Annotated in this window: 23 protein-coding genes and 1 tRNA gene; 7 read left to right on the top strand and 17 right to left on the bottom strand. The window is 69.4% G+C overall.

All coding sequences use genetic code 11. From position 1 onward, the window contains the following. Positions 1 to 18: 18 nt before the first annotated feature. From AB5L97_RS06220 to galK, 3 genes are read left to right on the top strand one after another with little or no spacing between them, the layout of a single operon-like run. Entirely contained in the window at positions 19 to 828 is an 810-nt protein-coding gene (locus tag AB5L97_RS06220; RefSeq protein ID WP_307957159.1) for a DeoR/GlpR family DNA-binding transcription regulator, read from the top strand. Continuing rightward, positions 825 to 1,970, top strand: coding sequence for a galactose-1-phosphate uridylyltransferase (gene galT, locus AB5L97_RS06215; protein WP_369046897.1), 1,146 nt, complete (start codon positions 825 to 827; stop codon positions 1,968 to 1,970). Before AB5L97_RS06220 ends, galT begins: the two co-directional genes overlap by 4 nt. Beyond that, entirely contained in the window at positions 1,967 to 3,139 is a 1,173-nt protein-coding gene (galK, locus tag AB5L97_RS06210) for a galactokinase (RefSeq protein ID WP_307957157.1), read from the top strand. Before galT ends, galK begins: the two co-directional genes overlap by 4 nt. 92 nt (positions 3,140 to 3,231) lie before the next feature. Here galK and AB5L97_RS06205 read toward each other — a convergent pair whose 3' ends face one another. Continuing rightward, complete coding sequence (locus AB5L97_RS06205; protein WP_369046896.1) at positions 3,232 to 4,164, bottom strand: Bax inhibitor-1/YccA family protein; 933 nt, start codon at positions 4,162 to 4,164, stop codon at positions 3,232 to 3,234. Positions 4,165 to 4,641: 477 nt separating this feature from the next. Here AB5L97_RS06205 and AB5L97_RS06200 point away from each other — a divergent pair, with 477 nt between their 5' ends. From AB5L97_RS06200 to AB5L97_RS06185, 4 genes are read left to right on the top strand one after another with little or no spacing between them, the layout of a single operon-like run. Then, complete coding sequence (locus AB5L97_RS06200) at positions 4,642 to 5,937, top strand: branched-chain amino acid ABC transporter permease (RefSeq protein ID WP_423246843.1); 1,296 nt, start codon at positions 4,642 to 4,644, stop codon at positions 5,935 to 5,937. 11 nt (positions 5,938 to 5,948) lie between these two features. Beyond that, positions 5,949 to 6,920: a branched-chain amino acid ABC transporter permease gene (locus AB5L97_RS06195; protein WP_369046894.1), complete on the top strand. Its 972-nt coding sequence runs from the start codon at positions 5,949 to 5,951 to the stop codon at positions 6,918 to 6,920. After that, positions 6,917 to 7,957: an ABC transporter ATP-binding protein gene (locus AB5L97_RS06190; RefSeq protein WP_369046893.1), complete on the top strand. Its 1,041-nt coding sequence runs from the start codon at positions 6,917 to 6,919 to the stop codon at positions 7,955 to 7,957. The genes AB5L97_RS06195 and AB5L97_RS06190 overlap by 4 nt, the downstream gene beginning before the upstream one ends. Then, complete coding sequence (locus AB5L97_RS06185; protein WP_307957152.1) at positions 7,954 to 8,739, top strand: ABC transporter ATP-binding protein; 786 nt, start codon at positions 7,954 to 7,956, stop codon at positions 8,737 to 8,739. Before AB5L97_RS06190 ends, AB5L97_RS06185 begins: the two co-directional genes overlap by 4 nt. A 152-nt stretch (positions 8,740 to 8,891) precedes the next feature. On the opposite strand, the gene AB5L97_RS06180 is transcribed toward AB5L97_RS06185, so the two are convergent. The 16 genes from AB5L97_RS06180 to AB5L97_RS06105 form a co-directional block, all read right to left on the bottom strand. Next, complete coding sequence (locus AB5L97_RS06180; protein WP_369046892.1) at positions 8,892 to 10,259, bottom strand: ABC transporter substrate-binding protein; 1,368 nt, start codon at positions 10,257 to 10,259, stop codon at positions 8,892 to 8,894. A gap of 175 nt (positions 10,260 to 10,434) precedes the next feature. Continuing rightward, a tRNA-Leu gene (locus tag AB5L97_RS06175) sits at positions 10,435 to 10,508 on the bottom strand. A 171-nt stretch (positions 10,509 to 10,679) separates the two neighbouring features. After that, positions 10,680 to 12,134, bottom strand: a complete 1,455-nt coding sequence (locus AB5L97_RS06170) for an NAD(P)/FAD-dependent oxidoreductase (protein WP_369046891.1) — start codon at positions 12,132 to 12,134, stop codon at positions 10,680 to 10,682. 32 nt (positions 12,135 to 12,166) lie between these two features. Continuing rightward, positions 12,167 to 13,549, bottom strand: a complete 1,383-nt coding sequence (locus AB5L97_RS06165) for a S8 family peptidase (protein ID WP_369046890.1) — start codon at positions 13,547 to 13,549, stop codon at positions 12,167 to 12,169. Beyond that, positions 13,546 to 14,553 (bottom strand): exopolyphosphatase, encoded by a 1,008-nt coding sequence (locus AB5L97_RS06160; protein ID WP_369047365.1) that lies wholly within the window; start codon positions 14,551 to 14,553, stop codon positions 13,546 to 13,548. Before AB5L97_RS06160 ends, AB5L97_RS06165 begins: the two co-directional genes overlap by 4 nt. Further along, a complete protein-coding gene (locus AB5L97_RS06155; RefSeq protein WP_369046889.1) occupies positions 14,547 to 15,245 on the bottom strand; it encodes a DUF501 domain-containing protein in 699 nt (232 codons plus the stop codon). The genes AB5L97_RS06160 and AB5L97_RS06155 overlap by 7 nt, the downstream gene beginning before the upstream one ends. A gap of 92 nt (positions 15,246 to 15,337) precedes the next feature. Next, on the bottom strand, positions 15,338 to 15,973 hold the full coding sequence (locus AB5L97_RS06150) for an FtsB family cell division protein (protein WP_369046888.1): 636 nt from the start codon (positions 15,971 to 15,973) through the stop codon (positions 15,338 to 15,340). A 139-nt stretch (positions 15,974 to 16,112) separates the two neighbouring features. Beyond that, on the bottom strand, positions 16,113 to 17,393 hold the full coding sequence (gene eno / locus AB5L97_RS06145; protein WP_307957146.1) for a phosphopyruvate hydratase: 1,281 nt from the start codon (positions 17,391 to 17,393) through the stop codon (positions 16,113 to 16,115). A gap of 135 nt (positions 17,394 to 17,528) precedes the next feature. Next, positions 17,529 to 18,230, bottom strand: a complete 702-nt coding sequence (locus AB5L97_RS06140) for a MazG nucleotide pyrophosphohydrolase domain-containing protein (RefSeq protein WP_369046887.1) — start codon at positions 18,228 to 18,230, stop codon at positions 17,529 to 17,531. 12 nt (positions 18,231 to 18,242) lie between these two features. Then, on the bottom strand, positions 18,243 to 19,385 hold the full coding sequence (locus AB5L97_RS06135; protein ID WP_307957144.1) for an adenosine deaminase: 1,143 nt from the start codon (positions 19,383 to 19,385) through the stop codon (positions 18,243 to 18,245). Positions 19,386 to 19,444: 59 nt separating this feature from the next. Continuing rightward, the gene (locus AB5L97_RS06130) at positions 19,445 to 20,203 is read right to left on the bottom strand and encodes a DedA family protein (protein ID WP_307957143.1); all 759 of its coding nucleotides are present in this window, start codon (positions 20,201 to 20,203) and stop codon (positions 19,445 to 19,447) included. A gap of 174 nt (positions 20,204 to 20,377) precedes the next feature. Further along, the gene (locus AB5L97_RS06125) at positions 20,378 to 21,688 is read right to left on the bottom strand and encodes a thymidine phosphorylase (RefSeq protein WP_369046886.1); all 1,311 of its coding nucleotides are present in this window, start codon (positions 21,686 to 21,688) and stop codon (positions 20,378 to 20,380) included. 13 nt (positions 21,689 to 21,701) lie between these two features. After that, positions 21,702 to 22,190 carry a cytidine deaminase gene (locus AB5L97_RS06120; protein WP_369046885.1) on the bottom strand — a complete coding sequence of 163 codons (489 nt, stop codon included), beginning with the start codon at positions 22,188 to 22,190 and terminating at the stop codon, positions 21,702 to 21,704. After that, positions 22,177 to 23,643 carry an ABC transporter permease gene (locus AB5L97_RS06115; RefSeq protein WP_369046884.1) on the bottom strand — a complete coding sequence of 489 codons (1,467 nt, stop codon included), beginning with the start codon at positions 23,641 to 23,643 and terminating at the stop codon, positions 22,177 to 22,179. Before AB5L97_RS06115 ends, AB5L97_RS06120 begins: the two co-directional genes overlap by 14 nt. After that, complete coding sequence (locus AB5L97_RS06110; protein WP_369046883.1) at positions 23,640 to 24,935, bottom strand: ABC transporter permease; 1,296 nt, start codon at positions 24,933 to 24,935, stop codon at positions 23,640 to 23,642. Before AB5L97_RS06110 ends, AB5L97_RS06115 begins: the two co-directional genes overlap by 4 nt. Next, positions 24,928 to 26,508, bottom strand: coding sequence for an ABC transporter ATP-binding protein (locus AB5L97_RS06105; protein WP_369046882.1), 1,581 nt, complete (start codon positions 26,506 to 26,508; stop codon positions 24,928 to 24,930). Before AB5L97_RS06105 ends, AB5L97_RS06110 begins: the two co-directional genes overlap by 8 nt. Positions 26,509 to 26,551 lie beyond the last annotated feature (43 nt).

Here is a 26,551-nt window from a genome sequence, read left to right as displayed (position 1 = left end):
GAATGTCAGGGGGATCGCATGCTGGCCGCAGAACGCCACGCACATATCATCGCCGAGCTCGAGCGGCGCGAGGCCGTGCGCGTCACGGAGCTCGCCTCCACTCTGCGCGTCTCGGAGATGACCATCCGCCGGGACATCGAGCACCTCGAGGAGCAGGGGCTCGCGCGGCGCGTCCACGGGGGAGCCGCTCGGCCCACCGAGGTGGGCTTCACCGAGCTCGGCTTCGCGGTCAAGAGTGCGCACCGCCCGGACGCGAAGAGCGCGATCGCCGCCCGCGCCGTCGAACTCGTGCGGCCCGGCGCCACGATCTTCGTCACGGCGGGCACCACCACGTTCGCCTTCGCCCGCCTCCTCGCGGGGATCCCGGAGCTCACCGTCGCGACGAATTCCATCAAAGTCGCAGAGGCGTTGGGCGACGCCGGCCACCCCGGCATCCGCACCATCCTCACCGGAGGCGAGCGCACGCCGTCGGAGGCCCTCGTGGGTCCGCTCGCCACGTCCACACTGCGCCAGCTCCACGTCGAGACGTGCTTCATGGGCGTCCACGGACTCCACCCGCGCGGGGGCCTCACGACCCCCAACATGCTCGAGGCCGAGACCAACCGCGCGGCCGCCGAGTCCGCGGCCCGGCTCGTGGTCCTCGCCGACCACAGCAAGTACGGGCTTGTAAGCCTCGCCCGAATCCTGCCCCTGAGCGCCGTCGACACCCTCATCACCGATGACGGACTCTCGACCGGCGCACTCGAAGAGCTCCGCCAGAATGTCGCCGACCTCATCGTGGCACCCGTCGATGAGGATGGCACCGACCACGAGGACGGCCGTTCATGACCCACGCACCCATCGCCCCCGGGACCCCGACCACCCCACGGATCACCCAGATGCGGCTCTCCGACGGACGCGAGCTGCTCTACTTCGACGATCCCGGCACCGCACCACGCACTCCCCTGGCCGACGCGCGGGGGCTCCCCGGCCGCGCAGACCACGGACAGCTGCGCTTCGACGAGCTCTCAGGCGACTGGGTCGCCGTGGCGGCCCATCGGCAGTCCCGCACCCACCTGCCGCCCGCCGACCAGTGTCCCCTGTGCCCGAGCACCCCGGGGAACGCCTCCGAGATCCCGGATCCCGACTACGACGTGGTCGTGTTCGAGAACCGCTTCCCGTCACTCGGGCCGGATCTCACCGAGCTGCCTCCAACGCTGCCTTGGGGCCACACCGTGCCCGCGGTGGGCCGCTGCGAGGTCGTGTCCTTCACCCCGGAGCACACAGGCTCCTTCGGCGAGCTTCCCTACGAGCGGGCGCGGACTGTGGTCGACGCCTGGGCCCACCGCACGGCGGCCCTGAGCGCCCTGCCCGGCGTGCGGCAGGTATTCCCGTTCGAGAACCGCGGCGCGGACATCGGAGTCACCCTGCACCACCCGCACGGGCAGATCTACGCCTACCCGTACGTCGCCCCCCGGGCCGCCCAGCTCGGCGCCGCCGCCCGGCGCTTCTACGACGACGCCGAAGGAACCGCCACGCTGCTCGGCTCGCTCCTGGACCGCGAGCGGGACTCGGGCGAACGCGTCGTGCTCGACGGCGATCACTTCACCGCCTTCGTGCCGTTCGCCGCGCGCTGGCCACTCGAGGTGCATCTGGTCCCCCATCGCCACGTCGCCGACTTCACCGAGCTCAGCGGGGAGGAGAAGGACGAGCTCACCCACACGTACCTCACCCTGCTGGGGGCCGTGGACGCGATGTACCCGACACCCACGCCGTACGTCGCCGCGTGGCACCAGGCCCCTCTCGACGCCGTGCTGCGCCCCGCGAGCCGGTTCCACCTCCAGCTCACATCGCCCCGCCGGGCCGCGGACAAGCTCAAGTTCCTCGCCGGATCCGAGGCCGCAATGGGCGCCTTCATCAACGACACGACCCCCGAGCAGGTAGCCGAGCGGCTCCGCGAGGTGCTCGCTGCCGGAAAGGCCTCCGCATGAGCACCACGCCCTCTCCCGCTCCCAGTCCCACCGCCGGGGTGCTGCGCGCCTTCGCGTCGGCGTTCGGGGGGACGCCCGACGGCGTGTGGCAGGCGCCGGGCCGCGTGAACCTCATCGGGGAGCACACCGACTACAACGAGGGCTTCGCCCTTCCGTTCGCCATCGACCTCGCCGCCCGGGTGGCCGTCCGCGTCCGGCCCGACCGGACGGTGCGGCTCGTGTCCACGCACGGCGGCGGCGTGGTCGAGTTGGGCCTCGATGCCCTCACCCGCGAATCCGCGGTTGGCTGGTCGGTGTACCCGGCCGGTGTCGTGTGGGCGCTGCAGGGGCGTGGCATCGCGGTGCCGGGCTTCGACCTCGCTCTCGACTCGAGCGTCCCTGCCGGCTCGGGCCTCTCGTCGTCGCACGCGATCGAGTGCGCCGTCGCCACCGCGCTGACCGAGCTCGCGGGCGCGGGCCTCGGCGCCGAGGACCTCGTGCTGCTGACGCAGCAGGCGGAGAACGGCTTTGTGGGCGCCCCGACGGGGATCCTCGACCAGTCCGCCTCACTGCGCGGCGCAGCAGGGCACGCCGTGTTCCTCGACTGCCGCGACCAGAGCATCGAGCTCATTCCGTTCGATGCATCCGCCGCCGGGCTCACCGTGCTGGTCATCGACACCAAGGTGGCGCACTCCCACTCCGACGGCGGCTACGCGAGCCGGCGGGCGGCGTGCGAGCTCGGTGCGGAGGTGCTGGGCGTCGATGCCCTGCGCGACGTGGACACTGCAGGCCTCGCCGAGGCCCAAGGGCTCCTCGACCCGGTCACGTTCCGACGGGTGCGGCACATCGTGACCGAGGATGAGCGGGTGCTCCAGACGGTCGAGGTGCTCCGTTCCGCAGGGCCCGCCGCGATCGGGCCCCTTCTGGACGCAAGCCACGCCTCGATGCGTGACGACTTCGAGATCTCGTGCCCGGAGCTCGACCTCGCCGTCGAGACTGCCCGGGCCGCCGGGGCCGTGGGCGCCCGGATGACTGGGGGCGGATTCGGCGGCTCCGCCATCGCGCTCGTTCCGGCCGAGGCCGCGGCAGCGGTCGGCGACGCGGTCACGGCAGCGTTCTCCCGTGCCGGCTACAGGGCGCCGGACCTCTTCAGCGTCTCCCCGGCCGAGGGTGCACGGCGGGTCCTCTAGCCCACCAAAGACCCCACAACCGGACGCCAGAGACCCCGCAACCGTTGCTTTCGGTTGCGGGGTCTCTGGCGTGGCGTTGCGGGGTCCCTGGCTCAGTCGTTGCTGTTGAAGATCGCCAGGAGGCGCAGGATCTCGGTGTACAGCCACACGAGGGTGACGGTCAGTCCGAAGGCCGCCGTCCACGCGTAGCGGCGCGGTGCCCCGGCGCGGACGCCCTGCTCGACCGAGTTGAAGTCGAAGATGAGGGAGATGGCCGCGAGCACGACCGCGAACAGGCCGACGATCACGCCCAGCGGGATCCCGAGCACGGGCACACTGCGCAGGCCCCACGCGCCCATGCCCGGGTCGGCGAACATGATGACGACGTTCACGAGGCTGAACGCGAGGTAGCTCACGAGCGCGATCATCAGGAACTTCGCGAGGCCCGGGGTCGCGCGGACCTTGCCGCTCTTGTACAGCCCCAGGGTCACGCCGGCGACAACCAGAGTCCCGAGGACAGCCTGGAAGCCGACGCCCTTGGCGAAGGCATCGATGAGACGCGTGAGCCCGCCGAGGAAGAGCCCTTCGAGGCCCGCATACGCGAGGATGAGGCCAGCCACGGGCTCGCGCTTGAAGGTATTCACCATCGCGAGGACGAATCCGCCGATGGCCCCGAGCAGGGTGAGGCCCATCGCCGCACCTGCGGGTACCGCAAGGGTCACCGCCGCACCCACCACCACGAAGCCGAGGCAGGCGAGCGTCTTGACGATGACGTCGTCATACGTCATGCGCCCTGTCTCGGCAGGGCTGGCCGCCGGCGAGCGGTAGAGCGCATCCAGCTGGTCGGCGGACATCGGCTGCTGGAAGCGGGCCTGGCCGTAGGGGGCCTGGCCGTAGGTGCCCTGCCCGTACGGATTCGCGCCGTACGGGTTCTGGCCTTTGACGTAGGGGCTCTGGTCCTGGGCGTGCGGAACGGGCGGCTGAGCGGTCGCGACCGCTCCCTTGAAGGTCTTCCCCCGGAAGACAGGGTTTCCCCCGAATGCCATGTCGGCTCCTTGATCGTCGGCGGGTCGAGGCTGTTTCGATCCCGATGGCCCACCGCCGGCGCTGCGGCGATCCCTGCCGGTTCCACGCACAGGAAAGCCCAGAAGTTCCCCGAGGTGGGCTTCTTGCCCTGACGCTACAGCCTCTGGCCTGCCCGGGGCGAAGGTTTAGGCCTGTTCCATCGGGAGGGCCGAGAGTTAACTGGAACTGAAAGTACACGGAGGCGTCCCTTCACAGTTGTTATCCGATCGCGATGCGCACCGGCGCCTCATCGCGGCAATCCCCACGCTTCCCCCGGGTAACATTGCTCTCAACGGGTGAGATTCGTCACATTCCGGAGCTTGCGTTCCCAGTGCGATGGGCTGCACCCGTTGCACCAACCGTTCCGGCTGGCCGTGCCAGCCGCTCCCCCCGGAAAGTACGGAGGCTCCTACGTGACAAGCACAGCCCCGGCCATACGCCGGCCACGCGTACCACGCGTGCTGGTGGCCGCTGGCGCCCTGATCGGCGCCTTCCTCGCAGTGCTCCTGGCTCTCGCCCCAGCCGCTGACGCGACAACCTCGCCCAGCCCCGGTCCGAGCTCAAGCCAGACCCAGTTCCAGAACAGCATCTCGGGCTTCCTGCGCAACGCCGGTCAGCCCCTCCAAGGCGTCAAGATCACCGCCGCGGGAGAAGGCTTCACCGGCAGCACGACCTCGGGGGCGTCGGGCGCGTGGACCATCTCCGTGCCCACTCAGGGCAGCTACAAGGTGACCCTTGACGAGTCCACGCTGCCGGATGGCATCAAGCTTGCCGAGGGCCAGGACAACCCCCGGACCGTGACGTTCAACCAGACCTCGAACGCCAGCACGATCTTCGCGTTCGGCGCGGGCATCCAGGTGCATCAGGAGAGCTTCTTCTCCAATCTGGCCAACCGGCTCGTCGCCGGCCTGAGCTTCGGCCTGCTGCTCGCGCTCTCGGCCGTCGGCCTCTCCCTCATCTTCGGCACCACGGGCCTGACGAACTTCGCCCACGGCGAGATGGTGACACTCGGCGCCGTCGTCGTCTTCTCGCTCAGCGCCATCGGCGCGCCCTTCTGGCTTGCGATCATCGCGGGCCTCGCCGCCGGTGTCGCCTTCGGCTACGTTCAGGACGCGTGGCTGTGGAAGCCGCTGCGCCGGCGCGGCACGGGCCTCGTGCCGATGATGATCGTGAGCATTGGTCTCGCACTCGCCGTCCGCTACGTCATCCTGTTCTTCTTCGGCGGCGCGACCCAGCAGCTGCCGTACTCGCAGTCCACGGACATCGAGCTCGGACCCATCTCCGTCTCGCCCAACAACCTGTGGTCGCTGCTGATCTCGCTCGTCGTCATCCTCCTGATCGCGTTCGCGCTCCTGCGGACGCGCCTCGGCAAGGCGACGCGTGCGGTCGCAGACAACCCAGCACTCGCGGCGGCGAGCGGAATCGACGTCGACCGCGTGATCCGGCTCGTCTGGATCACGGGCGGCTTCCTCGCGTCGCTCGGAGGCATACTGTGGGCCTACTACCGACCCGGTGTCTCCTTCAACATGGGCCAGCAGATCCTGCTCATGATCTTCGCAGGCGTCACCCTAGGCGGTCTCGGGACGGTGTTCGGCGCACTCCTGGGCTCCGTCATCGTGGGCGTCTTCGTCGAGCTGACCACCGTGTTCGGTCTGACATCTGATCTCAAGTACGTCGGGGCGCTGGTCGTCATGATCCTCGTCCTCCTGTTCCGGCCCCAGGGCATCCTGGGCCGCCGTGAGCGTGTGGGCTAGAGGAGGCCATCATGGATTTCGGACAGATACTCAGCGAGGCAGTCGGGGAGCTCTTCAGCCCCACGACGGCCGCCTACGCACTCGCCGCCCTCGGCCTCGCCGTGCACTTCGGCTACTCGGGCCTGCTCAACTTCGGCCAGGCGGGCTTCATCGCGGTCGGGGCGTACGTCTTCGCCATGACCACCATTCACCTCCAGTTCCCCTTCTGGCTCGCCCTCATCGCGGCCGTGCTCGCCTCGGTGGTCTTCGCCCTCATCCTGGGCATCCCGACCCTCCGCCTGCGCGCCGACTATCTGGCGATCGTGACCATCGCCGCAGCGGAGATCATCCGTTATGTCGTCACGACCAACACGCTCACCGATGTCACGGGCTCGGCCAATGGCCTCGCCGGCATCCGGCAGGACTTCCTCCGGCTCAACCCGTTCCCCCAGGGCACGTTCTACTTCGGCTACAGCAGCAACGACTTCTTCTTCCGTGTCTTCGGCTGGGGCCTCGTCGTCATCCTCGGGATCGTCGTGTGGCTGCTCATGCGCAGCCCGTGGGGCCGCGTGCTCAAGGGCATCCGCGAGGACGAGCTGGCCGTGCGCTCGCTTGGGAAGAACGTGTACGCGTACAAGATGCAGGCGCTCATCCTCGGCGGCATCTTCGGCTCCCTCGCGGGCCTCGTGTTCACCCTCCCGCGTGACGTGGTCCAGCCCGCCAACTACGGCACGGAATTCACGTTCTTCCTCTGGACCTGCCTCCTGCTCGGCGGCATGGCCACCGTGCTCGGCCCGATCGTCGGCGCGATGATCTTCTGGGTCGTGCTGTCGCTGACCCAGAACGTGCTGTACGGGCTCATCCAGATCGGCGCCCTGCCGTTCCTGAGCACCACGCAGGCAGGCCAGCTGCGCTACATCCTCGTGGGTGTGGCCCTCATGCTGTTGATGATCTTCCGGCCACAAGGTGTGTTCGGCAACAAGAAGGAGCTCGCGTTCTCATGAGCGAGACCAGCAGCACCGCAGGTGCGCCCGTCGACACCGTCGACTACATGACGGACGTCCGTCCGATCGCCGAGGGGCCCGGGGCCCCCGGCTGCAGGAAGAGGGACCCGATCGTCGTCGCGGACAACGTGAGCCGCCGATTCGGCGGCATCAACGCCGTCGATGTCGAGCACCTCGAGATCCCGCGCCACAAGATCACGGCCCTCATCGGCCCCAACGGGGCCGGGAAGACCACGCTGTTCAACCTGCTCACGGGCTTCGACACCCCGAACACGGGCTCGTGGCAGTTCGAAGGCACCAATCTGGCGGGCATGTCGTCCTACAAGGTCGCCCGGCTCGGGATGGTGCGCACGTTCCAGCTCACCAAGGTCATGGGCAAGCTCACGGTCATCGAGAACATGCGTCTCGGGGCCTCCGAGCAGCCCGGCGAGAAGCTGCGCAACGCGCTCTTCCGCGGCATCTGGGGCAAGCGCGAGAAGGACATCACTGGGCAGGCCGAGGGCCTGCTGACCAAGTTCAAGCTCGACACCAAGCGGGACGACTACGCCGCCTCGCTCTCGGGTGGTCAGCGCAAGCTCCTCGAGATGGCACGCGCGCTCATGGTCAGCCCCAAGCTCGTCATGCTCGACGAGCCCATGGCCGGCGTCAACCCTGCACTCACGCAGAGCCTCCTCGACCACATCAAGAACCTCAAGGCCGAGGGCATGACAGTCCTCTTCGTCGAGCACGACATGCACATGGTCCGCCACATCGCGGACTGGGTCGTGGTCATGGCCGAGGGCAAGATCGTGGCGGAGGGGCCGCCTGGGGACGTCATGAGGGATCAGGCCGTCATCGACGCCTACCTGGGCGCCCACCACGACGTCGACCTGGGCGCAGCGGGCGGCCTCGAGGAGCTCGAGGAGGAACTGGCCGCCGATGAGGAGTCGGTGGTCGGCACTGAGGATGCCGGCATCCTCGCCCCCGGATCCGTCGTGGACGGCGCCGAGACCCTCACCGTCGACCAGCACGAGAAGCCCTCCAAGGAGGCGGAATGAGCCAGCAGACCACGCCCGAGGCGACCAGTGCGCCGTCGGACGGAGACGCCGTCGTGGCAGTCACCGACCTCGTCGCCGGGTACCTGCCCGGCGTCAACATCCTCAACGGCTGCAGCATCGTGGCCCGCAAGGGCGAGCTCATCGGCATCATCGGCCCCAACGGCGCCGGAAAGTCGACGCTCCTGAAGGCCATGTTCGGCCTCGTGAAGGTCCACTCGGGCTCCGTGGTGGTGCGCGGGCAGGACCTGACCGGGCTCAAGGCGAACAAGCTCGTGAGCCGGGGCATCGGCTTCGTCCCCCAGACGAACAACGTGTTCACGTCCCTCACGATCGAGGAAAACATGCAGATGGGCATGTTCCAACGCCCCAAGGACTTCAAGCAGCGCTGGGACTTCGTGACCGAGCTGTTCCCCGAGCTCGGGAAGCGCCGCGCCCAGCGGGCCGGCTCCCTCTCGGGCGGCGAGCGGCAGATGGTCGCGATGGGCCGGGCACTCATGATGGAACCTGCCGTCCTGCTGCTCGACGAGCCCTCCGCGGGCCTCTCCCCCGTCAAGCAGGACGAGACGTTCCTGAGGGTCCACGAGATCAACCGCGCTGGCGTGTCCGTGATCATGGTCGAGCAGAACGCCCGCCGCTGCCTGCAGATCTGCGATCGCGGCTACGTCCTTGACCAGGGCCGCGATGCCTACACGGGCACGGGGCGCGACCTGCTCAAGGACCCCAAGGTCATCCAGCTCTACCTCGGAACGCTCGCGGACGACGTCGAGGGCAAGGGGGCATAGCGCTCCTTTTCCACGCACGACGGCGCCGCCCACCGCATCAGGTGGGCGGCGCCGTCGCCTGTGGTCACCGACTCCACCGAACGAAGCGAAGGCCCCGACTCCCTCTCGGGAGCCGGGGCCTTCGAACGGTGCAGTGCGTCAGGCTGAACGGGTTAGCTCAGCTTGCCGAACTCCTCCTTGAGCGGCTGGGGCACGTTCTTGTCATCGAACTTGTAGATGCCGATGTAGGCCTCCTGCGGATCGCCGTTCTTGGCGAAGCTCACCGGACCAGACTTGCCCATGTAGTGGATGTCCTTGCCCTGCCGGATGAGCGTCACACACGACGGGAAGTCATAGCACTGGTTGCTGCCGTGCGTGATGCCCACGAACTGCGCGGCGATGTCCACGCCCTTGGTGCTCTTGGCCTTCTCGGCTGCGAGCGCGATGAGGTTCGTCGCGTCCCACGACTCGCCGGCGTAGTTGTAGTCCTTGAGGCCCGCGTCGATCGACTTGAGCTGCGTCTTGAACTCGTCCTTGGCGAACGTTCCCGGCTGGGTGCCCTGTGCGCCCGTGAGCGTGCCGGCCGCGAAGTCCTTGCTGTAGTCGGACGTGTTGCCGTCCACGAAGAACATCTGGGTGGGCTTGACGCCCTTGGCCGCGAGGAGCGGGATGATCTGCTTGGCCTGATCGAACGAGATGACCGCGATCGCGTCCGGCTTGGCCGCGACGACCTTGTCCACCTGCGAGCTGAACTGCGAGTCGCCCTCGTTGAACAGCTCCTCGTCGACGACCTTGCCGCCAGCGCCCTCGAACGCCTTCTTGACGTTGTCACGCAGGCCCGTGCCGTAGGCGTCGTTCAGGACGATCATGCCGACCGTCTGGGCGCCGCAGGAGGCCATGTAGTTGCCGAGCACGCGGCCCTGGAGAACGTCCGAGGGAGCCGTGCGCCAGTAGAGGCCCTTCGAGTCCCACGTCGAGAAGTCCGGCGAGGTGTTGGCCGGGGAGAACTGGATGACGCCCGCGCCGGTGATCTGGTTGATCACCGTCTTGGACACACCGGAGGACGCCGCGCCGATGACGGCGCTCACGCCCTGCCCGAGGAGGTTCGTCACGGACTGGGTCGCGATGTCTGTCGTCGTGTCGCCCGAGTCGCGGTGGGTGATCTCGATCGGATGGTTGAGCACGCCGCCAGCGTCATTGATCTGCTTGACCGCGAGGTTCACACCCGCGATTTCGGGCGGGCCGAGGAAGGCAAGGGCACCGGTCTGCGGGAGCAGCGAGCCGAGCTTGAGCGGCGTTGCCGACGTGGTGGGCGACTTCGGGACGTCCGCCGGAGCGACGGTGGTACCCCCGGCCGCTGCACTTGCGCTCGCGCTGCCCGAGGGTGCCGGGCACGAGATCCCGGCGGCCGCCGCGCTCGAGGTGCTGGACCCGGACGGGGTCGAGGACGAGCCACCGCACGCAGTCGCCAGAAGGGCGACACCGACACCGAGGGCAGCCAGCTTCGCCACGCGGGGCGCCGACTGGTGACGTTGAATCATACGTAATCTCCTCCATCGAGGCGCATGGTGTGCACCCCTGATGCGAACAACCAGGTGTTCCTGATTACAAGACAGGCTAATTGAACGGTTAACCCGGAATACAGTGATTGCGGTCACAGACTCGTAACAGCTCGCCGAAAGGCTACTGAAAAGTAGGTGAACGGCGATTCGGGGGTGCCCCAGCAGGGACTCGAACCCTGACTGTGCCGATTTTAAGTCGGCTGCCTCTGCCGATTGGGCTACTGGGGCGTGCTCACAGCCTACTGGCTCCGCGGAGGCCACCGGCTCCGGGAGCGCCGCTCCGCGCTGGCCGCGGCTCGCCGCCCGTGGCAGTCATAGCGCACGACGACGGCGGCCGCCTCCCGTGCTGGGAGACGGCCGCCGCCGTGGTCACCGCCGGACAGCTCGGCGGCAAAATGCCTACTTGGCTCCGGCAGGAACCTTCTCGCCGGCGCCGTCGGACGCAGCAGCCGGGGCCGGGACCGAGGCCGGGGCTGCAGGCTTCGGCGCCGGGCGTGCGGCCGTCTCGAAGGCGGCGCGCGGGTTCGTCAGGCCCTGCAGCGGGGTGGTGTCGCGCCCAGCGAAGAGGGAGGAGAACCAGTCGAGCATCACACGGAACTTGCGCTCGGCGGTCGGGATCGCCAGGCCGTGGTAGCCGCGGTGGGCAACCCACGCCAGCGGGCCCGTGAGGCCGATGCGGCCGAGCACGTTGATGTTCGCGACGCCCTTCCAGGGGCCGAAGCCGGCCACGGCACCGAGGTTCTTGTGCTTGTAGTCGACGAGGGGCTTGTCCCAGCGGTTGGCCCACAGGTTCTTCGCGAGGACCTTGGCCTGGCGCAGCGCGTGCTGGGCGTTGGGGACACACGTGCCGTCCGGAAGGCCCTTGCCCGTGAGGTCCGGGACGGCGGCAACATCGCCAGCAGCCCAGGCGTTGTCGATGATGCCCTCGTCGCCCGCGATGCGCAGGTCCGGAAGGACCCGCACGCGGCCGCGCGGCTCGAGCGGGAAGTCCGTTGAGCGGACCATGGGGTTGGCCTGCACACCGGCGGTCCAGATGAGGGTGTCCGCCTCGAACTCGTCCGCCGGGGTCTTGTCCGGCATGTTGATGAGCTTGAGGGAGCCCTCGGCATTCGCAAGAGACGTGTTGAGGAGGACCTCGACGCCGCGGCTCTGAAGGTGCTTGACGACCCACTCGGCCTGATCGGCAGTGACCTCTGGCATGATGCGCCCCATGGCCTCGACGAGGACGAAGCGCACCTCCTCCTGGCGGAGGCGGCCGTTGTTGCGCACGGCCTCGCGGGCGAGGTCCTCGAGCTCGGCGATGGTCTCGATGCCGGCGAACCCGCCGCCCACCACGACGAAGGTCAGCGCACGCTTGCGCTCGGCCGGATCGGTGGCGGTCGAGGCGAACTCGATCCGCTCGATCAGCTGGTTGCGGAGGGCCACGGCCTCCTCGATGGTCTTGTTGCCGATGCCGGCCTCGGCGAGGCCCGGGATCGGGAAGGTGCGCGTGATGGAACCGGCTGCGAGGACCACATCGACGTAGGGGATCTCGACGAAGCCCTGATCGCCCGGGAGTTCGACGACGGCCTTGCGGTTCTCGTGGTCGACGCTCGTGACGGAACCCTGGATGACCTCGCTGCCCTTGAGGTGCTCGCGCAGGGAGACGACCGCGTGCCGTGCTTCGATGTTGCCGCCGGCAACCTCGGGCAGGAACGGCTGGTACGTCATGTAGGGGTTGGGATCGACGACCGTGACGATGCCGCCGGCCGTGGCGATCTTCTTCTGGAGGTTAAGGGCCACGTAGAGGCCGACGTAGCCGCCGCCGACGACGAGGACGCGGGGGCGATCGACAAGCTGCAGGGAGGAAGGCATGATCCAAAGATACCAGTTTGTGAAAAAATTCACTAGCGGTCTTCGAGGGGATCCTCCACCGCTCTTCCGCGCCCCTCGAGAGGCGCCTGCGCGCCGTCGCGCGCCCGTTCGAGAAGTGCCCTCCGGCGCAGGTGGAGGGCACCGCCCGCAGCCACGGCGACCACCACGGCGGCCGAGCCGAGGACGGTCACAGCGGGCCAGGGGCTGTCGACGGAATCGATCCGCGGAGTGGGCGCCGTCGGTTCGGGAGCAGCCTGGACGGGGGTCGTCGGCGCGGCGGTCTCCCCCGGCGCCGACGTGGCGCTTGCTCCATCCGCGGCGCCGCCCTTGCGGTGGACCCGGATCCAGTCGGCGATGGATCCCAGCGGGTTGGCTGCCGTCTCGGGAACATCCGCCGTGAGTGCCGCGGCGGCGTCGAGGATGCCCCGGCCGTAGATCGGGTCCACACCTGGGGCGCCGGCGTCCCTGGCCGTCAACACGATCCGGTTGATGACCTGCGCCGCGCTCATCTGCGGCCACTTCGAACGGATGAGCGCAGCAACCCCGGACACGATCGGGGCCGCGCCGGAGGTCCCGGCCCACTCGGCATACTGGCCTCCGGGGAGGCCACCGACCAGCTGCTCGGCCGGCGCAGCGACGCCGATGCTGATGCCCTGCGAGGACGAGTCGAGGCTGGCATTCTGCTGACGGTCGAGCCCTGCCACCGTGAGAACGCCCGGAATGGTGGCCGGTGCACCCACCTCGACATTGCCGCCACCCCGGTTGCCGGCCGCGGCCACAATGACGACATCCTTCTGCTCGGCATACAGGAAGGCCGAGTCCCAGCTCTCCGGCCACACGGGCGAGGAACTGCCGAGCGAGATGTTGATGACCTTGGCACCCTGGCCCACGGCCCAACGGACGGCATCGGGGATCTGGTCCGTGTCCGGCCGCCCAGCCGGATTGGGCGAGCCGAGCCACGTGGAGGCCGAGAGGATCTGCGCCTCGGGTGCAACGCCCACGATCCCGTCCGGTCCGCCGGCAGCACTCGCGGGATCCCCGCTCGGGTTGCCGGTGTGGCCCCGCCCCGCGAGCATCGTCGCGACGAGCGTCCCGTGCTCGGGCTTCGCTCCGATCGGCTTCTGCCCGTCGGGCTGGCCCGCGCCCGAGGAGTCGTGACCGCCGACGACGACGCCGCGCAGGTCCGGGTGGCTGCCGTCAATCCCGCTGTCGATCACCGCAACCTTGACGCCCGCGCCCTTCGACACCTCCCAGGCCTTCTGGATCCCGTAGTCGCTGAGCCAGTACTCGCGGTCCCGGATACTGTCGGCAAACGCCCTCGGCGCCGCCGGCAGGAGCCCGAGGGCCGCGACGGCGAAGGCCGTGGCAAGGCTTGCAGCGAGCGACAGCGCGGTCAGGAGCGGGCGTCGGATCACGAAGCGCTTTCCGCCAGGGTGCTCAGGGCGATGCCGTCGAGGATGTCGTGCTCGCTCGTCACGGCCGTCGTGATCGCGCCTCCGGTCAGTTCGCTCACGCGAGCGAGGATGCGGCGCCACACGAGGGCTCCCGCGCCGATTACGTCAACCCGGCCCGGGTGCATGTACGGCAGGGCGGCGCGCTCGCCGCGGGTGAGTGCGAGAAGATCCGCGCAGGCGTCCGTGATCTGGCTGATCGTCAGCTCGGCGGCATGGATCCGCTCGGGCTGGTACGTGGGCAGGCGCAGGGCGTGGGCGGTGATGGTCGTGATCGAGCCCGCGACGCCGATGATGGCCGTCGCTTCGCCGAGCGCCACCCCTGCGAGGGCCCGGGCAAGGCCCGCGTCGACGTCGCGCTCCGCAGCGGCGATCTCGTCGGAGGTCGGCGGGTCGGAATGCAGATGGCGCTCGGTCAGGCGCACGCACCCCATATCGATGGACGCCGCAGCGATGACCCCACGCGCGTCCCCGAGGACGAATTCGGTGCTGCCGCCGCCGAGGTCCACGACAAGGACGGGCCTGCCCTCCTCGAGCGCGAGGACGCTTGCGGCGCCCGCGAAGCTCAGCGCAGCCTCTTCGGTGCCGGCCACGATCTCGGGGTCCACGCCGAAGCGCTCGCGGATTCCCGCGACGAACTCGTCGCGGTTGCCGGCGTCGCGCATCGCCGAGGTCGCGACGAAGCGCACGCGCTCGGCGCCGAGGCTCCGCACGGTGGCCGCGTAGTCGTCCGCCGCGGCGAAGGTGCGCTCGAGCGCCTCGGGGGCGAGCATGCCCGTGGCATCGACTCCCTGCCCGAGCCGGACCACCCGCATCTCGCGATGCACGTCCTCGAGCCGTGTGGTGCTGCCGGCCGCCGCCCCGTCTGTGCGTGCCGGGTCAGCGCGTGCGCCGTCGGCGGTCACAGCGTCAGCGACGAGCAAACGGATGGAGTTCGTCCCGCAGTCGATTCCGGCGACCCTCACGATGCGCCCCCTTCGCGTCGCGACGCGGTTTCTGGCCCGGTGTTCTCAGGCCCGCCCTCGGACTTGCGCACCGGTGCGGGCCGCCCCGTCATGGCCGGCAGTCCCTGGGGGCCGTGCCGCGAGAGGTCCCTGTCCGGCGCCGTGCCCCGTGTGTCCCACGCGCCGGCGCAGTAGCAGCGGTCCGTGGTCCACCACGCGGCAAGGGCCCCGATAGCCTCGTCACCGAGCGGATTGACCCCCGGACCGAGCGCGAGGGACTCGCCCACAAGCACATGGAGGCACTTGACGCGGGTGGGCATTCCGCCGGCCGAGACGCCGTCGATCTCGGGCACGGGCCCGGTTCCGGCACGGCGGCCGATCTCCTCCCGCGCCGCGAGGTAGGCCTCATGCGCGCCACGGTACGCCGCGGCCAGCTCGGGGTCGGCAATGAGCCGCTCATTCATCTCCGTCATGAGGCCCCCGGCCTCGAGCCGCGACACAGCGGCCGTGACCACAGGGTGCGTGAGGTAGAAGGTGGTCGGGAACGGAGTCCCGTTCGACAGTCGCGGCGCCGTGGCCGCGACGAGCGGGTTCCCGCACACGCATCTGGCCGAGATGGCGACGACGTCGCGCACCGGCCGCCCCAGCTGGCGGCTGAGGGTGTCCAGGTCGTGCGCCGTGGGGGCGTCGCCCAGTGTCGAGGGGGTCTCGGTCACGATGTTCACTGTCCTTGATCGTTTCGGTGCCACGCACGACGGCGCTCGCCCACCTCGCTCGTCAGCCTCACGCTGCGTGAGTGCCGGGCGGTTCAGTCGGTTGCCGCCCGCACGAGCGAATCCCAGAAGCCCTGGGCCCAGGGCTTCTCGGCGCTGGCGGGAGCCGTGCCGCTACTGCTCGTACCCGTGGTCGCCGCCCCAGTGTCTCCGAACACCCAGTACGCCGTCTCGCCGGGCATGACCATGTTAATGCGGTCGCGTGCCTGCTGCTTGACGTAGTTCTGGTCCTGCCACCGCGCGATGGACTGCTTGAGGGAATCCTGCTCGGCCTGCTTGGCGGCGATATCGCCCTGGAGCGCGCTGATCTCGGCCCGCTGCCCGATGAAGATCCGCACGGTCGGGGCGAGCATGATCGTGATGGCCACCAGGACGACGGCGAGGGCGACGATGCGTCCGGAGAACGCCCGCGCGGGAACAGGGGCCTCGTCCGTGGGGACCGGAGTGCGCAGCTGCGTCTTCGACTTCGCGGGCGTGGTGGCCTTGGCCTTCCTCGAGGCCTTCTTGACCTCCTTCGGCGCGCCCGGAGGCTGCGCGTTCGGCGTGGCCTTGGCTGTTGGCTTGGCGGCCGCGGCGGCCGCAGGCCCGGCTGCGTTCTGCCGCGCCGGCTCCGACGGTGCTGGCCGCTTCGTGGCCGGCGTGCGGGGCACGGCCGGTCGACGCGTCGCCATGGGAGCTCCTTGCGGTTCGGTGCCGGGTGGTCTGCCGCCGGAAACAGTGCCGCGGCGGCCATCGTCTTTCAACGATAGCCGCCGCGGGAGCCTCTTCCGTGCAGGCGGGGCTGAGCCCGCCCGGCACAGACCGCCAGGCTCAGCCCTTGAAGCGCGGGAAGGCGCTGCGCCCTGCGTAGCGGGCGGCGTCGTCGAGCTCCTCCTCGATGCGGAGGAGCTGGTTGTACTTCGCCACGCGCTCCGAGCGGGCCGGGGCGCCCGTCTTGATCTGGCCGGCGTTGGTTGCGACACAGATGTCCGCAATGGTCGTGTCCTCGGTCTCGCCCGAGCGGTGGGACGTGATCGTCGTGTAGCCGCTGCGCTGGGCCAGGGACACGGCGTCGAGCGTCTCAGTGAGCGAACCGATCTGGTTGACCTTCACGAGCAGCGAGTTGGCCGTCTTGGCGTCGATGCCGCGCTGGAGGCGCTCCGGGTTGGTCACGAAGAGGTCGTCGCCGACGATCTGGACCTTGTCCCCGATCGCCTCGGTGAGGATCTTCCAGCCATCCCAGTCGTTCTCATCGAGCGGGTCCTCGATCGAGACGAGCGGGAAGTCCGCCACGAGCTCCGCGTAGTACGCGCTCATCTCGGCGGCGGAGAGGGACTTGCCCTCGAACTGGTAGGTGCCGTTCGTGAAGAACTCGGACGAGGCGACGTCGAGCGCGAGCGCGATGTCCTTGCCCGGGGTGTAGCCGGCCTTCGTGATGGCCTCGGTGATGAGCTCGAGCGCCGCGCGGTTGGACGGCAGGTTCGGGGCGAAGCCGCCCTCGTCGCCGAGGCCCGTCGAGAGGCCCTTGTCCTTAAGGACGCTCTTCAGGTTGTGGTACACCTCGACGCCCCAGCGGAGGCCCTCGGAGAAGGTCTCCGCGCCGATCGGAGCGATCATGAACTCCTGGATGTCCACGTCGGAGTCGGCGTGCGAGCCGCCGTTGAGGATGTTCATGAGCGGCACAGGAAGCACGTGCGCGTTGGGGCCGCCGAGGTAGCGGTAGAGCGGCAAGTTCGCCGAGTCCGCGGCAGCGTTGGCGACGGCGAGGGAGACGCCGAGGATCGCATTGGCGCCGAGGTTGCTCTTGTTGGCGGTGCCGTCCAGGTCGATCATCGCCTGGTCGATCGCGCGCTGGTCGGTCGCGTCGAAGCCCGTCAGGGCCGGGGCGATCTGGTCGAGCACGGCCTCGACGGCCTGCTGGACGCCCTTGCCCTGGTAGCGGCCCTTGTCGCCGTCACGGCGCTCCACGGCCTCGAACTCGCCCGTCGACGCGCCCGACGGCACCGCTGCGCGGCCGAGTGAGCCGTCGCTGAGCAGGACCTCGACCTCGACCGTCGGGTTGCCGCGGGAATCGAGGATCTCGCGGGCGTGGATGGCATCGATAAGCGCCATGAATGTGCTCCTTGATGGATGGAACGACTCAGGACTGTGGCGCAGCCCGCAGGAGGGCACGAGCGCAGCCACGGTGTCGGCCCCAGCCTAACCGCCCCACGCGCGCGAACGCGACCTGTGACGCGGACGGCCGGCTCAGAGGCTGGCGACGGCGGTGCGCAGCGCCCGCTCAGCGTCCAGGCCGCGGGCACGGGCCTCCCGCACCACGCCGAGGAGGAACTCGCCCAGCTCCTCTTCCGTCGCGAAGGCCGGCGCGACCGGGGCCCGTGTGCCGGAGACCGGGTCGTCTGCGCGCGGGATTGGGGCACCTTCGGCCGAGGCCAGCCCGTCCAGCGCCCGCCGCCGCTCGGCCCGGCCCAGCGCCTTCTGCGCGAGCGCGAGCGCCGGCAGGTGTCGGGGAAGCCCCTCGAGCGCGCCGGGGCCGACCAGACGCGGCGAGTCACCGCCGTCGTGCTTCTCCCGCCGTTTCGCCTCGTCCCACGAGGCGATGATCTCCTCGACGGTCGAGGGGAAGCTCGGCTGCAGGGCGCCGTCGGCCGTGAAGACGTGCCTGTTGCGCCGCACCATCTTGTCCGTGAGCGCCGCCGCCACGCCGTCGAGATCGAATGCGCCCCGCTCGCGGGCAATCTCGGAGTGCAGCACCACCTGCAGGAGCACATCGGCGAGCTCGCCCTTGAGGTCTTCCTCGGGATGTCCGTCCTCGATCGCCTCGACGAGCTCGTAGGACTCCTCGATGAGGTACGTGACAAGCGACGCGTGCGTGAGTGCCGCCGTCCACAGGCAGTGCTCGCGCAGGAGGCGCACCACCTCCACGAGACGGTCGACGGCGGCACTCACCTCAGCGCCTGCTCACTCGGCGAGATTCGCGTAGGCCTCGTTGATGTACTCCACGAGGTCCTCGCGGTCCTCGAGTGGCAGGAACGCGGCCTCTGCGGCGTTGAGTGTGAGCTCGAGCAGGTCGTCGAGATCGTAGTCGAAGGCCTCCACGAGCAGTTCGAACTCGTCGGTGAGGGTCACGCCGCTCATGAGGCGGTTGTCCGTGTTGACGGTGACGTTGAAGCCGAGCTCGTAGAGCATGTCGATCGGGTGGTCGAGGATGTCCTCGCCCCACTTGGCGATCGCGCCGGTCTGGAGGTTCGAGGACGGGCACAGCTCGAGCGGGATGCCGCGGTCGCGGACCCACGCCGCGAGAGGGCCCAGCGTCACGTCGAGGATCGGCACGCCGTCCTCGTCGACCTCGTCCGTGGACTCGACAGTGATGTCCTCGGCGATCCGCACGCCGTGGCCGAGGCGGAGCGCGCGGCCGTCCACGAGCGCAGACTGGATGCTGTCCAGACCCGCGGCCTCGCCGGCATGGACCGTCGCGGGGAAGTTGTTCCGGGCGAGGTACGTGAATGCCTCGGCGAAGCGCGAGGGCGGGAAGCCATCCTCGGCGCCCGCGATGTCGAAGCCCACGGCGCCAGCGTCGCGGTGGCGCACGGCAAGCTCGGCGATCTCCTGGGAGTTGTCCGCATGCCGCATCGCCGTGATGAGCTGGCCCACCGCGATGACCCGGCCCGATTCCTCGACCGCCGCCATGCCGTCCTCGAGCCCCGCCTGGACGGCCTCGACGGCTTCATCTAGCGTGAGGCCTTCGGTGAGGTGCTGCTCGGGTGCCCAGCGCACCTCCCCGTATACGACGCCGTCGTCCGCGAGGTCCTCGACGAATTCCCTGGCGATGCGGCGCAGCGCGGCGTTGGTCTGCATGACCGCGATGGTGTGGTCGAAGGTCTCGAGGTACCGCGGGAGCGAGCCGGAGTCGGCGGCGTCGCGGAACCACTGGCCAAGGGCCACGGGGTCCGTCGACGGGAGCCCGTGCCCGATCTCGGCGGCAAGCTCGATGATCGTCGCGGGGCGGAGGCCACCGTCCAGATGATCGTGGAGGGAGACCTTGGGCAGAGCCCGGAGGTCGAAGGTCAGGTCGGGGGCGTCGTTGATGTAGGGCTCAGTCACGCCACAACTCTAGAGAACGCCGAGGCATCCGGCCACTGGACGGGCCGGGGAGCCAAGGGTCAGTCGCCTGTGGCCCGTGTCGTCTCGCGCGGGGCGCCGACGCCGCGGTCACGGGGTGCGTAGTCGTCTGCCGGCGCATGGGGGTTCAGGAGCCGCTCGCGCTCGTGCTCTGCCGCGGCCTCGGCGGCGGCCTTGCGGGCGTCCACGGTGTCCCGCCACCGGTGGAACACCGTGATGGCGTGGTCGAGCCCGATGCCCAGGACGACCGCGAAGGCAACCGCCACTGCCACGCTCAGGAGCGGATTGTGGTGGAGCCACGGGAAGGAGCTCGCGAGCAGGCCGATCCCGATCGAGTAGCCCACCCAGGTCAGGCATGCGAACGCGTCGAGCCAGAAGAACGTCCGGTGCCTGAAGCCCGTGCTGCCGGACACGTAGTTGACGGCCACACGGCCCCACGGGATGTAGCGGGCCGTGAAGATGAGGACAGCGCCCCGCTTGTCGAGCTCGTGCCGGGCCCATCCGAAGACCTTCTGCACACGGGGGCGCCGCATCCACTTCCAGCGGTCGGTGCCGATCTTCCTGCCGAGGTAATAGGCCATGTTGTCGCCCGCCATGGCGCCGACGAGCGCGGTTGCGCCGAGGAGCCACAGGTTTGGTTGGCCCGAATGGCGCCAGTACGCCGCGAGCGCGACGATGAGCGTCTCGCTTGGCGCGATCATGGCGAAGCCGTCAACGAAGAAGAAGACGAGCAGTACGGGATAGACCCACCACTGCCCGGCGGCGTGCAGGATCACCTCGTTGATTTGCTCAAGCGGCATGCGGTGCGGGCTCCTCGGACTGTATAGACCTCACCAGTGTCCCACGGTACAGCCCCTGCTTCCTATCCGCGCTTCCTATCCGCAGTCGGGCTGCCAACCCCTGGGACAGGGTCGTCTCCGGGACGACCGCGCGCGCTCCCCGGGGCGGGCCGCCGGCACCGCCGCAGGGAGGCCTCAGGCGATCCTGTCGAGGATGAGCCTGCTGGCCGGTCGAGACCCCTCGGGCGCGATCGTGACGGCACCCTCGAGAGCCTCCCTGGCCCGATCGAACCGCTCCGGCGTGTCCGTCAGCAGGGTCATGAGGGGTTCCCCCGCGCGCACGGTCGCTCCGGGCTTCGCGTGGAGCCGCACCCCCGCGCCAGCCTGCACTGCGTCCTCTTTGCGCGCCCGCCCCGCACCCAGCCGCCACGCGGCGACCCCCACGGACAGGGCGTCGAGCCCCACGAGCACACCGTCTGCGGGTGCGTACACGGTCTCGGACTCCTTCGCCTGGGGCAGCGCCGCGTCGGGGTCTCCGCCCTGGGCCGCGATCATACGGCGCCACACGTCCATCGCGCGGCCGTCCCGGAGCGCGGCGGCCGGGTCGGCGCCGTGTACGCCAGCGCCTGCGAGCATCTCCTCGGCCAGGCGTACGGTCAGCTCGACGACGTCCTCGGGACCCCCGCCAGCGAGCACCTCGAGGGACTCCTCGACCTCGATCGCGTTGCCGGCCGTGAGGCCGAGCGGAGTGCTCATGCCGGTCAGGAGCGCCACCGTGTGCACGCCCGCGTCCTGGCCGAGCGCCACCATAGTCTGGGCGAGCTCACGCGCGCTCGCCTCGTCCTTCATGAACGCGCCCGACCCGACCTTCACGTCGAGGACGAGCGCGCCCGTTCCCTCCGCGATCTTCTTGCTCATGATCGAGGACGCGATGAGCGGGATCGCCTCGACCGTCCCGGTCACGTCGCGCAGGGCGTAGAGCTTCTTGTCTGCTGGCGCGAGCCCGGCCCCGGCGGCACACACGACGGCGCCGACCTCGCCGAGCTGGGACATCATCTCCTCGTTCGTGAGCGACGCCCGCCAGCCGGGGATCGATTCGAGCTTGTCCAGGGTGCCGCCCGTGTGGCCCAGACCGCGGCCGGAGAGCTGTGGAACGGCGACACCGAACACCGCCACGAGGGGGGCGAGCGGAAGGGTAATCTTGTCGCCCACTCCACCGGTCGAGTGCTTGTCCGCCGTGGGCACCCTGGCCCCCGAGCGCGTCCGGAGCGACGAGAAGTCCAGGCGCTCGCCCGAGGCGATCATCGCCGTCGTCCATCGGGCCGTCTCGCGATGGGTCATGCCGTTGAGCAGAATCGCCATGGCGAGCGCGGACATCTGCTCGTCGGCAACGGCGCCGCGCGTGTACGCGTCGATGACCCAGTCGATCTGGGCATCGGCCAGCTCGCGGCGGTCACGCTTGGCGCGGATGACGTCGACGGCGTCGAAGGGCTCGGCGGTGGTCATGGGCTTCTCCTTCTCAGTGGTCAAGGTTCTGCGGGCCGAAGGCGTCTGGGAGGACCTCGTCCATGGTGCGCACCCCGCTGACCGTCAGCAGGCGCATTCCGGGCGCACGGAACTCGTAGAGCAGCTGGCGGCAGCGCCCGCACGGCATGAGGACTGCGCCCCCGGCGTCGACGCACACGAACGCGGCGATGCGGCCGCCGCCGCCCAGCCGGAGCTGGCCCACGAGGGTGCACTCGGCGCACAGGGTGAGGCCGTACGAGGCGTTCTCGACGTTGCAGCCCGTGATGACCCGGCCATCGTCGACGAGCGCCGCGGCGCCGACCGGGAACTTCGAGTAGGGCGCGTACGCGGCGCGCATGGCCAGCGCGGCGGCCTCCGTGAGCGCGTCCCAGTCGACATCGCCGGGCCGGCCGCTGTGTCGGGCTCCGGCCGCGTCTCGGTCTCGGTCTCCGTCTGGGTCCCGGTCTCCGTCTCGGTCTCCGACCAGATCATTGCTTGACATACGGGATGCCTTCCATGGCTGGCGGCCGTGAGCGCCCGACGAGGCCCGCGACGGCGAACACCGTCACGACGTACGGGAGCATCGCCATGAACTGGCTCGGCACCGGCGAGCCGATGATCGTGATGATGCTCTGGAGGTTGTCGGCGAAGCCGAACAGCAGCGAGGCGAGGAACGCCCCGATCGGGTTCCACCGGCCGAAGATGAGCGCCGCCAGGGCAATGTAGCCGCGGCCCGCGGACATCTCCTTGCTGAATGCGTCGACCGCCACGAGAGTGAAGAACGAGCCGCCGATCCCTGCCACCGCGCCGCCGAGGATCGTGTTCCAGAACCGCGTCCGGTTGACGTTGACGCCGAGGGTGTCCGCGGCCTGGGGGTGCTCGCCCACGGCCCGTACGCGCAGGCCCCAGCGGGTGTGGAACAGGCCGACGTACACGACGATCACGGCTGCATACATGAGGTAGCCCACGAGCGACTGGCGGAACAGGATGGGGCCGATCACCGGCACGTCCGCCAGGATCGGGATCTCGATGCTCCCCAGATGCGGGGGCTTGTTGAGCCCGTCGGGGTCTTCGGTGAGGAGGGTCGAGAAGAGGAAGTTGGTCAGCCCGACCACGAGGACGTTGAGGACCACGCCCACGATGATCTGGTTGACGAGGTACTTGATGCTCACGAGCGCGAGCACGAGCGAGACGAGCGCGCCCGCAATGGCCGCAGACGCCAGGCCAACATAGACGTTGTGCGCGATCGTGGCCCCTACTGCCGCGCTGAATGCGCCCATGAGCAGTTGGCCTTCGATCGCGATGTTCACGATCCCGCTGCGCTCGCACAGGACCCCGGAGAGCGAACCGAACACGAGCGGCACCGAGAGGGTCACCGCGCCCGCGAGGAGCCCTGCCAAGGAAATGTATGGAGTCTGGTCCCGGCCGCCGGCCACGATCCACACGAGGAAGCCCACGAGGAAGGCGACGGCGAAGACGGTGGTGGCCCAGCGCGGCGTCCTGCGTCGCCGGATGGTGAGCCACACGGAGTACGCCGCGATCGCGAGCATCACGAGGGCGGTGAGCCACCCGAGAAGCGGCGCGCTGAGCGTGATGACGGTGACCCCCGCCACCCCCAGGACCGACAGGAGGAAGACGACGACGGCTGCAGCGAGCGTCCCCGGCACCCAGCGGGCGGGCGCGTGGCCGGCCTTGCGCGCCCGGAACCAGAGGTAGCCGAACCACGCGGAGGCGATCAGGGTGACGGCGAACGCAAGCCAGGCCGCAAGCGCTGAAGCCTCGCGGCCGGTGTCGACGAGGCCGAACGAGGCGTTCTTGGTACCCGAGAGGAACCCGAAGAGGACGAGTGCCACGAGCGCGAGGACGCTCAGGCCCACCGCTGCCTTCCGGGACACGGGCAGGACCACCACTGCCGGAGCAGCCCCCTGCGGGGCGGGTGCTGTCGTGGTGCTCATGATGCAGCTCCGCTCTGCGCTGGGGCGGGGGTCGATGGTCCGGGGTCTGAACCCTTCGCGCTCCGCCGGCGGCGCGGGTTGAGTCCGAAGATGGCACGCACGAGCGGCGGCGCAGCGATGAACAGCACGATGAGCGACTGGATGACGAGGACGATGTCGATGGGTGTCTGCGTCACGGCCTGCATGGACACGCCGCCGGCGCGGAAGGCGCCGAAGAGGAGGCCCGCGAAGAAGGTTCCCCACGGCGTCGAACGCCCGAGGAGCGCCACCGTAATGGCGTCGAAGCCGATCGATGCAGCGACGCCCGCCGAGAGGTACTTCTCCGTGCCGGAGACCTGGGCAATGCCTGCCAGGCCAGAGAGCGCGCCTGCGATCGCCATGACGAGCACGGTGGATCGGCCCACGTTGATGCCGGCGGTCCGCGCGGCGTGGGGGTTTGCCCCGACCGCCCGGAACTCGAACCCGACCGTGGAGCGGGACAGGAGCCACCACACGCCCCACGTGACGAGGATGGCGAGGATGAAGCCGGCGTGCAGCCGGAACTGCGGCCCGAGGAGTTGGGGGAACAGTGCGCTGGGGTCGAGGAAGGGCGAGATCGGGTTCGTCGAGCCCTTGCGCTGGAACGCCGCAGTGGTGAGCAGGAAGAGGAGGAAGAAAACCGCGATGTAGTTGAACATGATCGTCACGATGACCTCGTGCGCGCCGGTCCGGGCCTTGAGGAAGCCGACGATCGCACCCCAGATGCCGCCGCCCACGATTCCGGCCACGATCACGAGAAGCAGGTGGAGGCCGAACGGCAGGTGCCATGTGAAGCCCACGTACGCGCCGAACAGGGCTCCGAAGATGAGCTGCCCCTGCGCGCCGATGTTGAACAGGCCTGCGCGGAAGGCCAGCGCCACCCCGAGTCCGGCGAAGATGAGCGGGGTCGAGACGGTCAGCGTCTCGGCGAGCGGGTAGAGCTGCGCAACGAGGTCGACCCCCTGCCAGTTGAAGATCGAGCCCTGGATGAGCGCGCCATACGGCTTGAGGACCTCGGAGATCATGTCCGAGGGTCGAGCGAAAAAGTAGCCCGCCGTGGTCGCGACCTTGGGGTTCGTGACGGCCATGAGGAACCCGCCGATCACGACGGCGAGGACCACAGAGAGCACGGAGACCATGGGCGTGCCGGTGGCAATGCGCCGGAACACCGACTCGCCGTTCCCGGCGGGGGAGCCGGGATTCCCCCCGGGCGCCGGCGTCGGCACGGGCTGCGGCGCCCGGGCCCCTTCGGGGCTGTTCTGGACGTCAGGCATGGGTCTCTCCTGGGGTGTCGTCGCTGGCCCTGTGGGTCTGCTCGTAGGTCTCCGCGGCGGACGCCCGCGCCTCGTCCGCGCTCATGCCGGCCATCATGAGGCCGAGCACGTCGCGGGGCGTGTCGCCCTGGACGATGCCCATGAGGCGCCCACGGTAGAGCACGGCGATGCGGTCCGAGAGCTCCATAATCTCGTCGAGCTCTGTCGAGACGATCATGACCGGCGTCCCGTGGTCCCGCTCCGCGATGATCCGGCGATGCAGGAACTCGATCGAGCCGACGTCGACGCCCCGCGTGGGCTGCGAGGCGATGAAGAGCCGCAGCGGGCGCGAGAGCTCCCGCGCCATGACCAGCTTCTGCTGGTTGCCGCCGGAGAGCGACGAGGCGAGCTCGTCCGCCGACTGGGTGCGGATGTCGAATTCCTCGATCTTGTCCTTCGCCTGCGCGGCGACGCGCCCTGGGCTCATCGCGAGCCCGCGGGCAAACGGGGCGCGGTCGTAGAGGTCGAGGACGAGGTTCTCGGCGACGCTGAAGGAGCCCACGAGCCCGTCATGCGAACGGTCCTCGGGGACGAACCCGACCCCGGCCTCGAGCACGTGCTTGACCGACCGGCCCAGGAGCTCCTCGCCGTCGAGCATCACAGAGCCGGTCGCCTGCCTGTGGAGGCCTAGGATCGCCTCGGTCAGCTCTGTCTGCCCGTTCCCCTGCACGCCTGCGACGGCCAGGATCTCACCCTTGGCAACCTCGAAGGAAACACCGTCCACCACGCGCTGCCCGGTGGGCGCCACGACCGTGAGATCGCGGACGGAGAAGGTGGTCTCCTGAGGCTGCGCCGGGGCCTTGTCCAGGGTCAGGCTCACGGGCCGGCCCACCATCATCGTCGCGAGCTCGGCGGCAGCGGCCGACGGCGCGGCGTCGCCGACCACGCGACCGCGTCGGATCACGGTGATCACATCGGCGACGGCCTTGACCTCGCGCAGCTTGTGGGAGATGAAGATGATCGAGGTGCCCGAGGCCTTGAGCTCGGCAATGATCTCGAGGAGCTCATCGGTCTCCTGCGGCGTGAGGACGGCGGTCGGCTCGTCGAGGATGAGGACCTTCGCGTTGCGGACGAGCGCCTTGATGATCTCGACGCGCTGCTGTACCCCCACCGGGAGATCCTCGACGAGGGCGTCCGGGTCAACGTCGAACCCATAACGGGCAGAGATCTCGCGGATCTTTGCGCGCGTCGCGTCGAGGTCGAGAAACCCAGCACCCTTCGTTGATTCGGCGCCGAGGGCCACGTTCTCCGCGACCGTGAAGACGGGGACCAGCATGAAGTGCTGGTGCACCATGCCAATCCCGGCGGCCATCGCGTCTGCCGGGCCGCGGAACGTGACAGGCCTGCCGTCCACGAGGATCTCGCCCTCGGTGGGCTCGTACAGCCCGTAGAGGACGTTCATGAGCGTGGACTTGCCAGCGCCGTTCTCGCCGAGGAGGGCGTGGACCTGGGAATCCCCGACGACGAGGTCAATGTGGTCATTCGCGGCGAAGGTGCCGAAGCGCTTCGTGATGCCGCGGAGCTCGAGTTTCACTTCTGGAACCATCCCCTAGTGTGCAGTGGGGCGTGCGTGCGGT

This window comes from Sinomonas sp. P10A9 (assembly GCF_041022165.1).
GTDB classification, from domain to species: Bacteria; Actinomycetota; Actinomycetes; order Actinomycetales; family Micrococcaceae; genus Sinomonas; species Sinomonas puerhi.
Note: the sequence above shows the minus strand (reverse complement) of the source record. Positions and strands in the feature narration are given on the sequence as shown.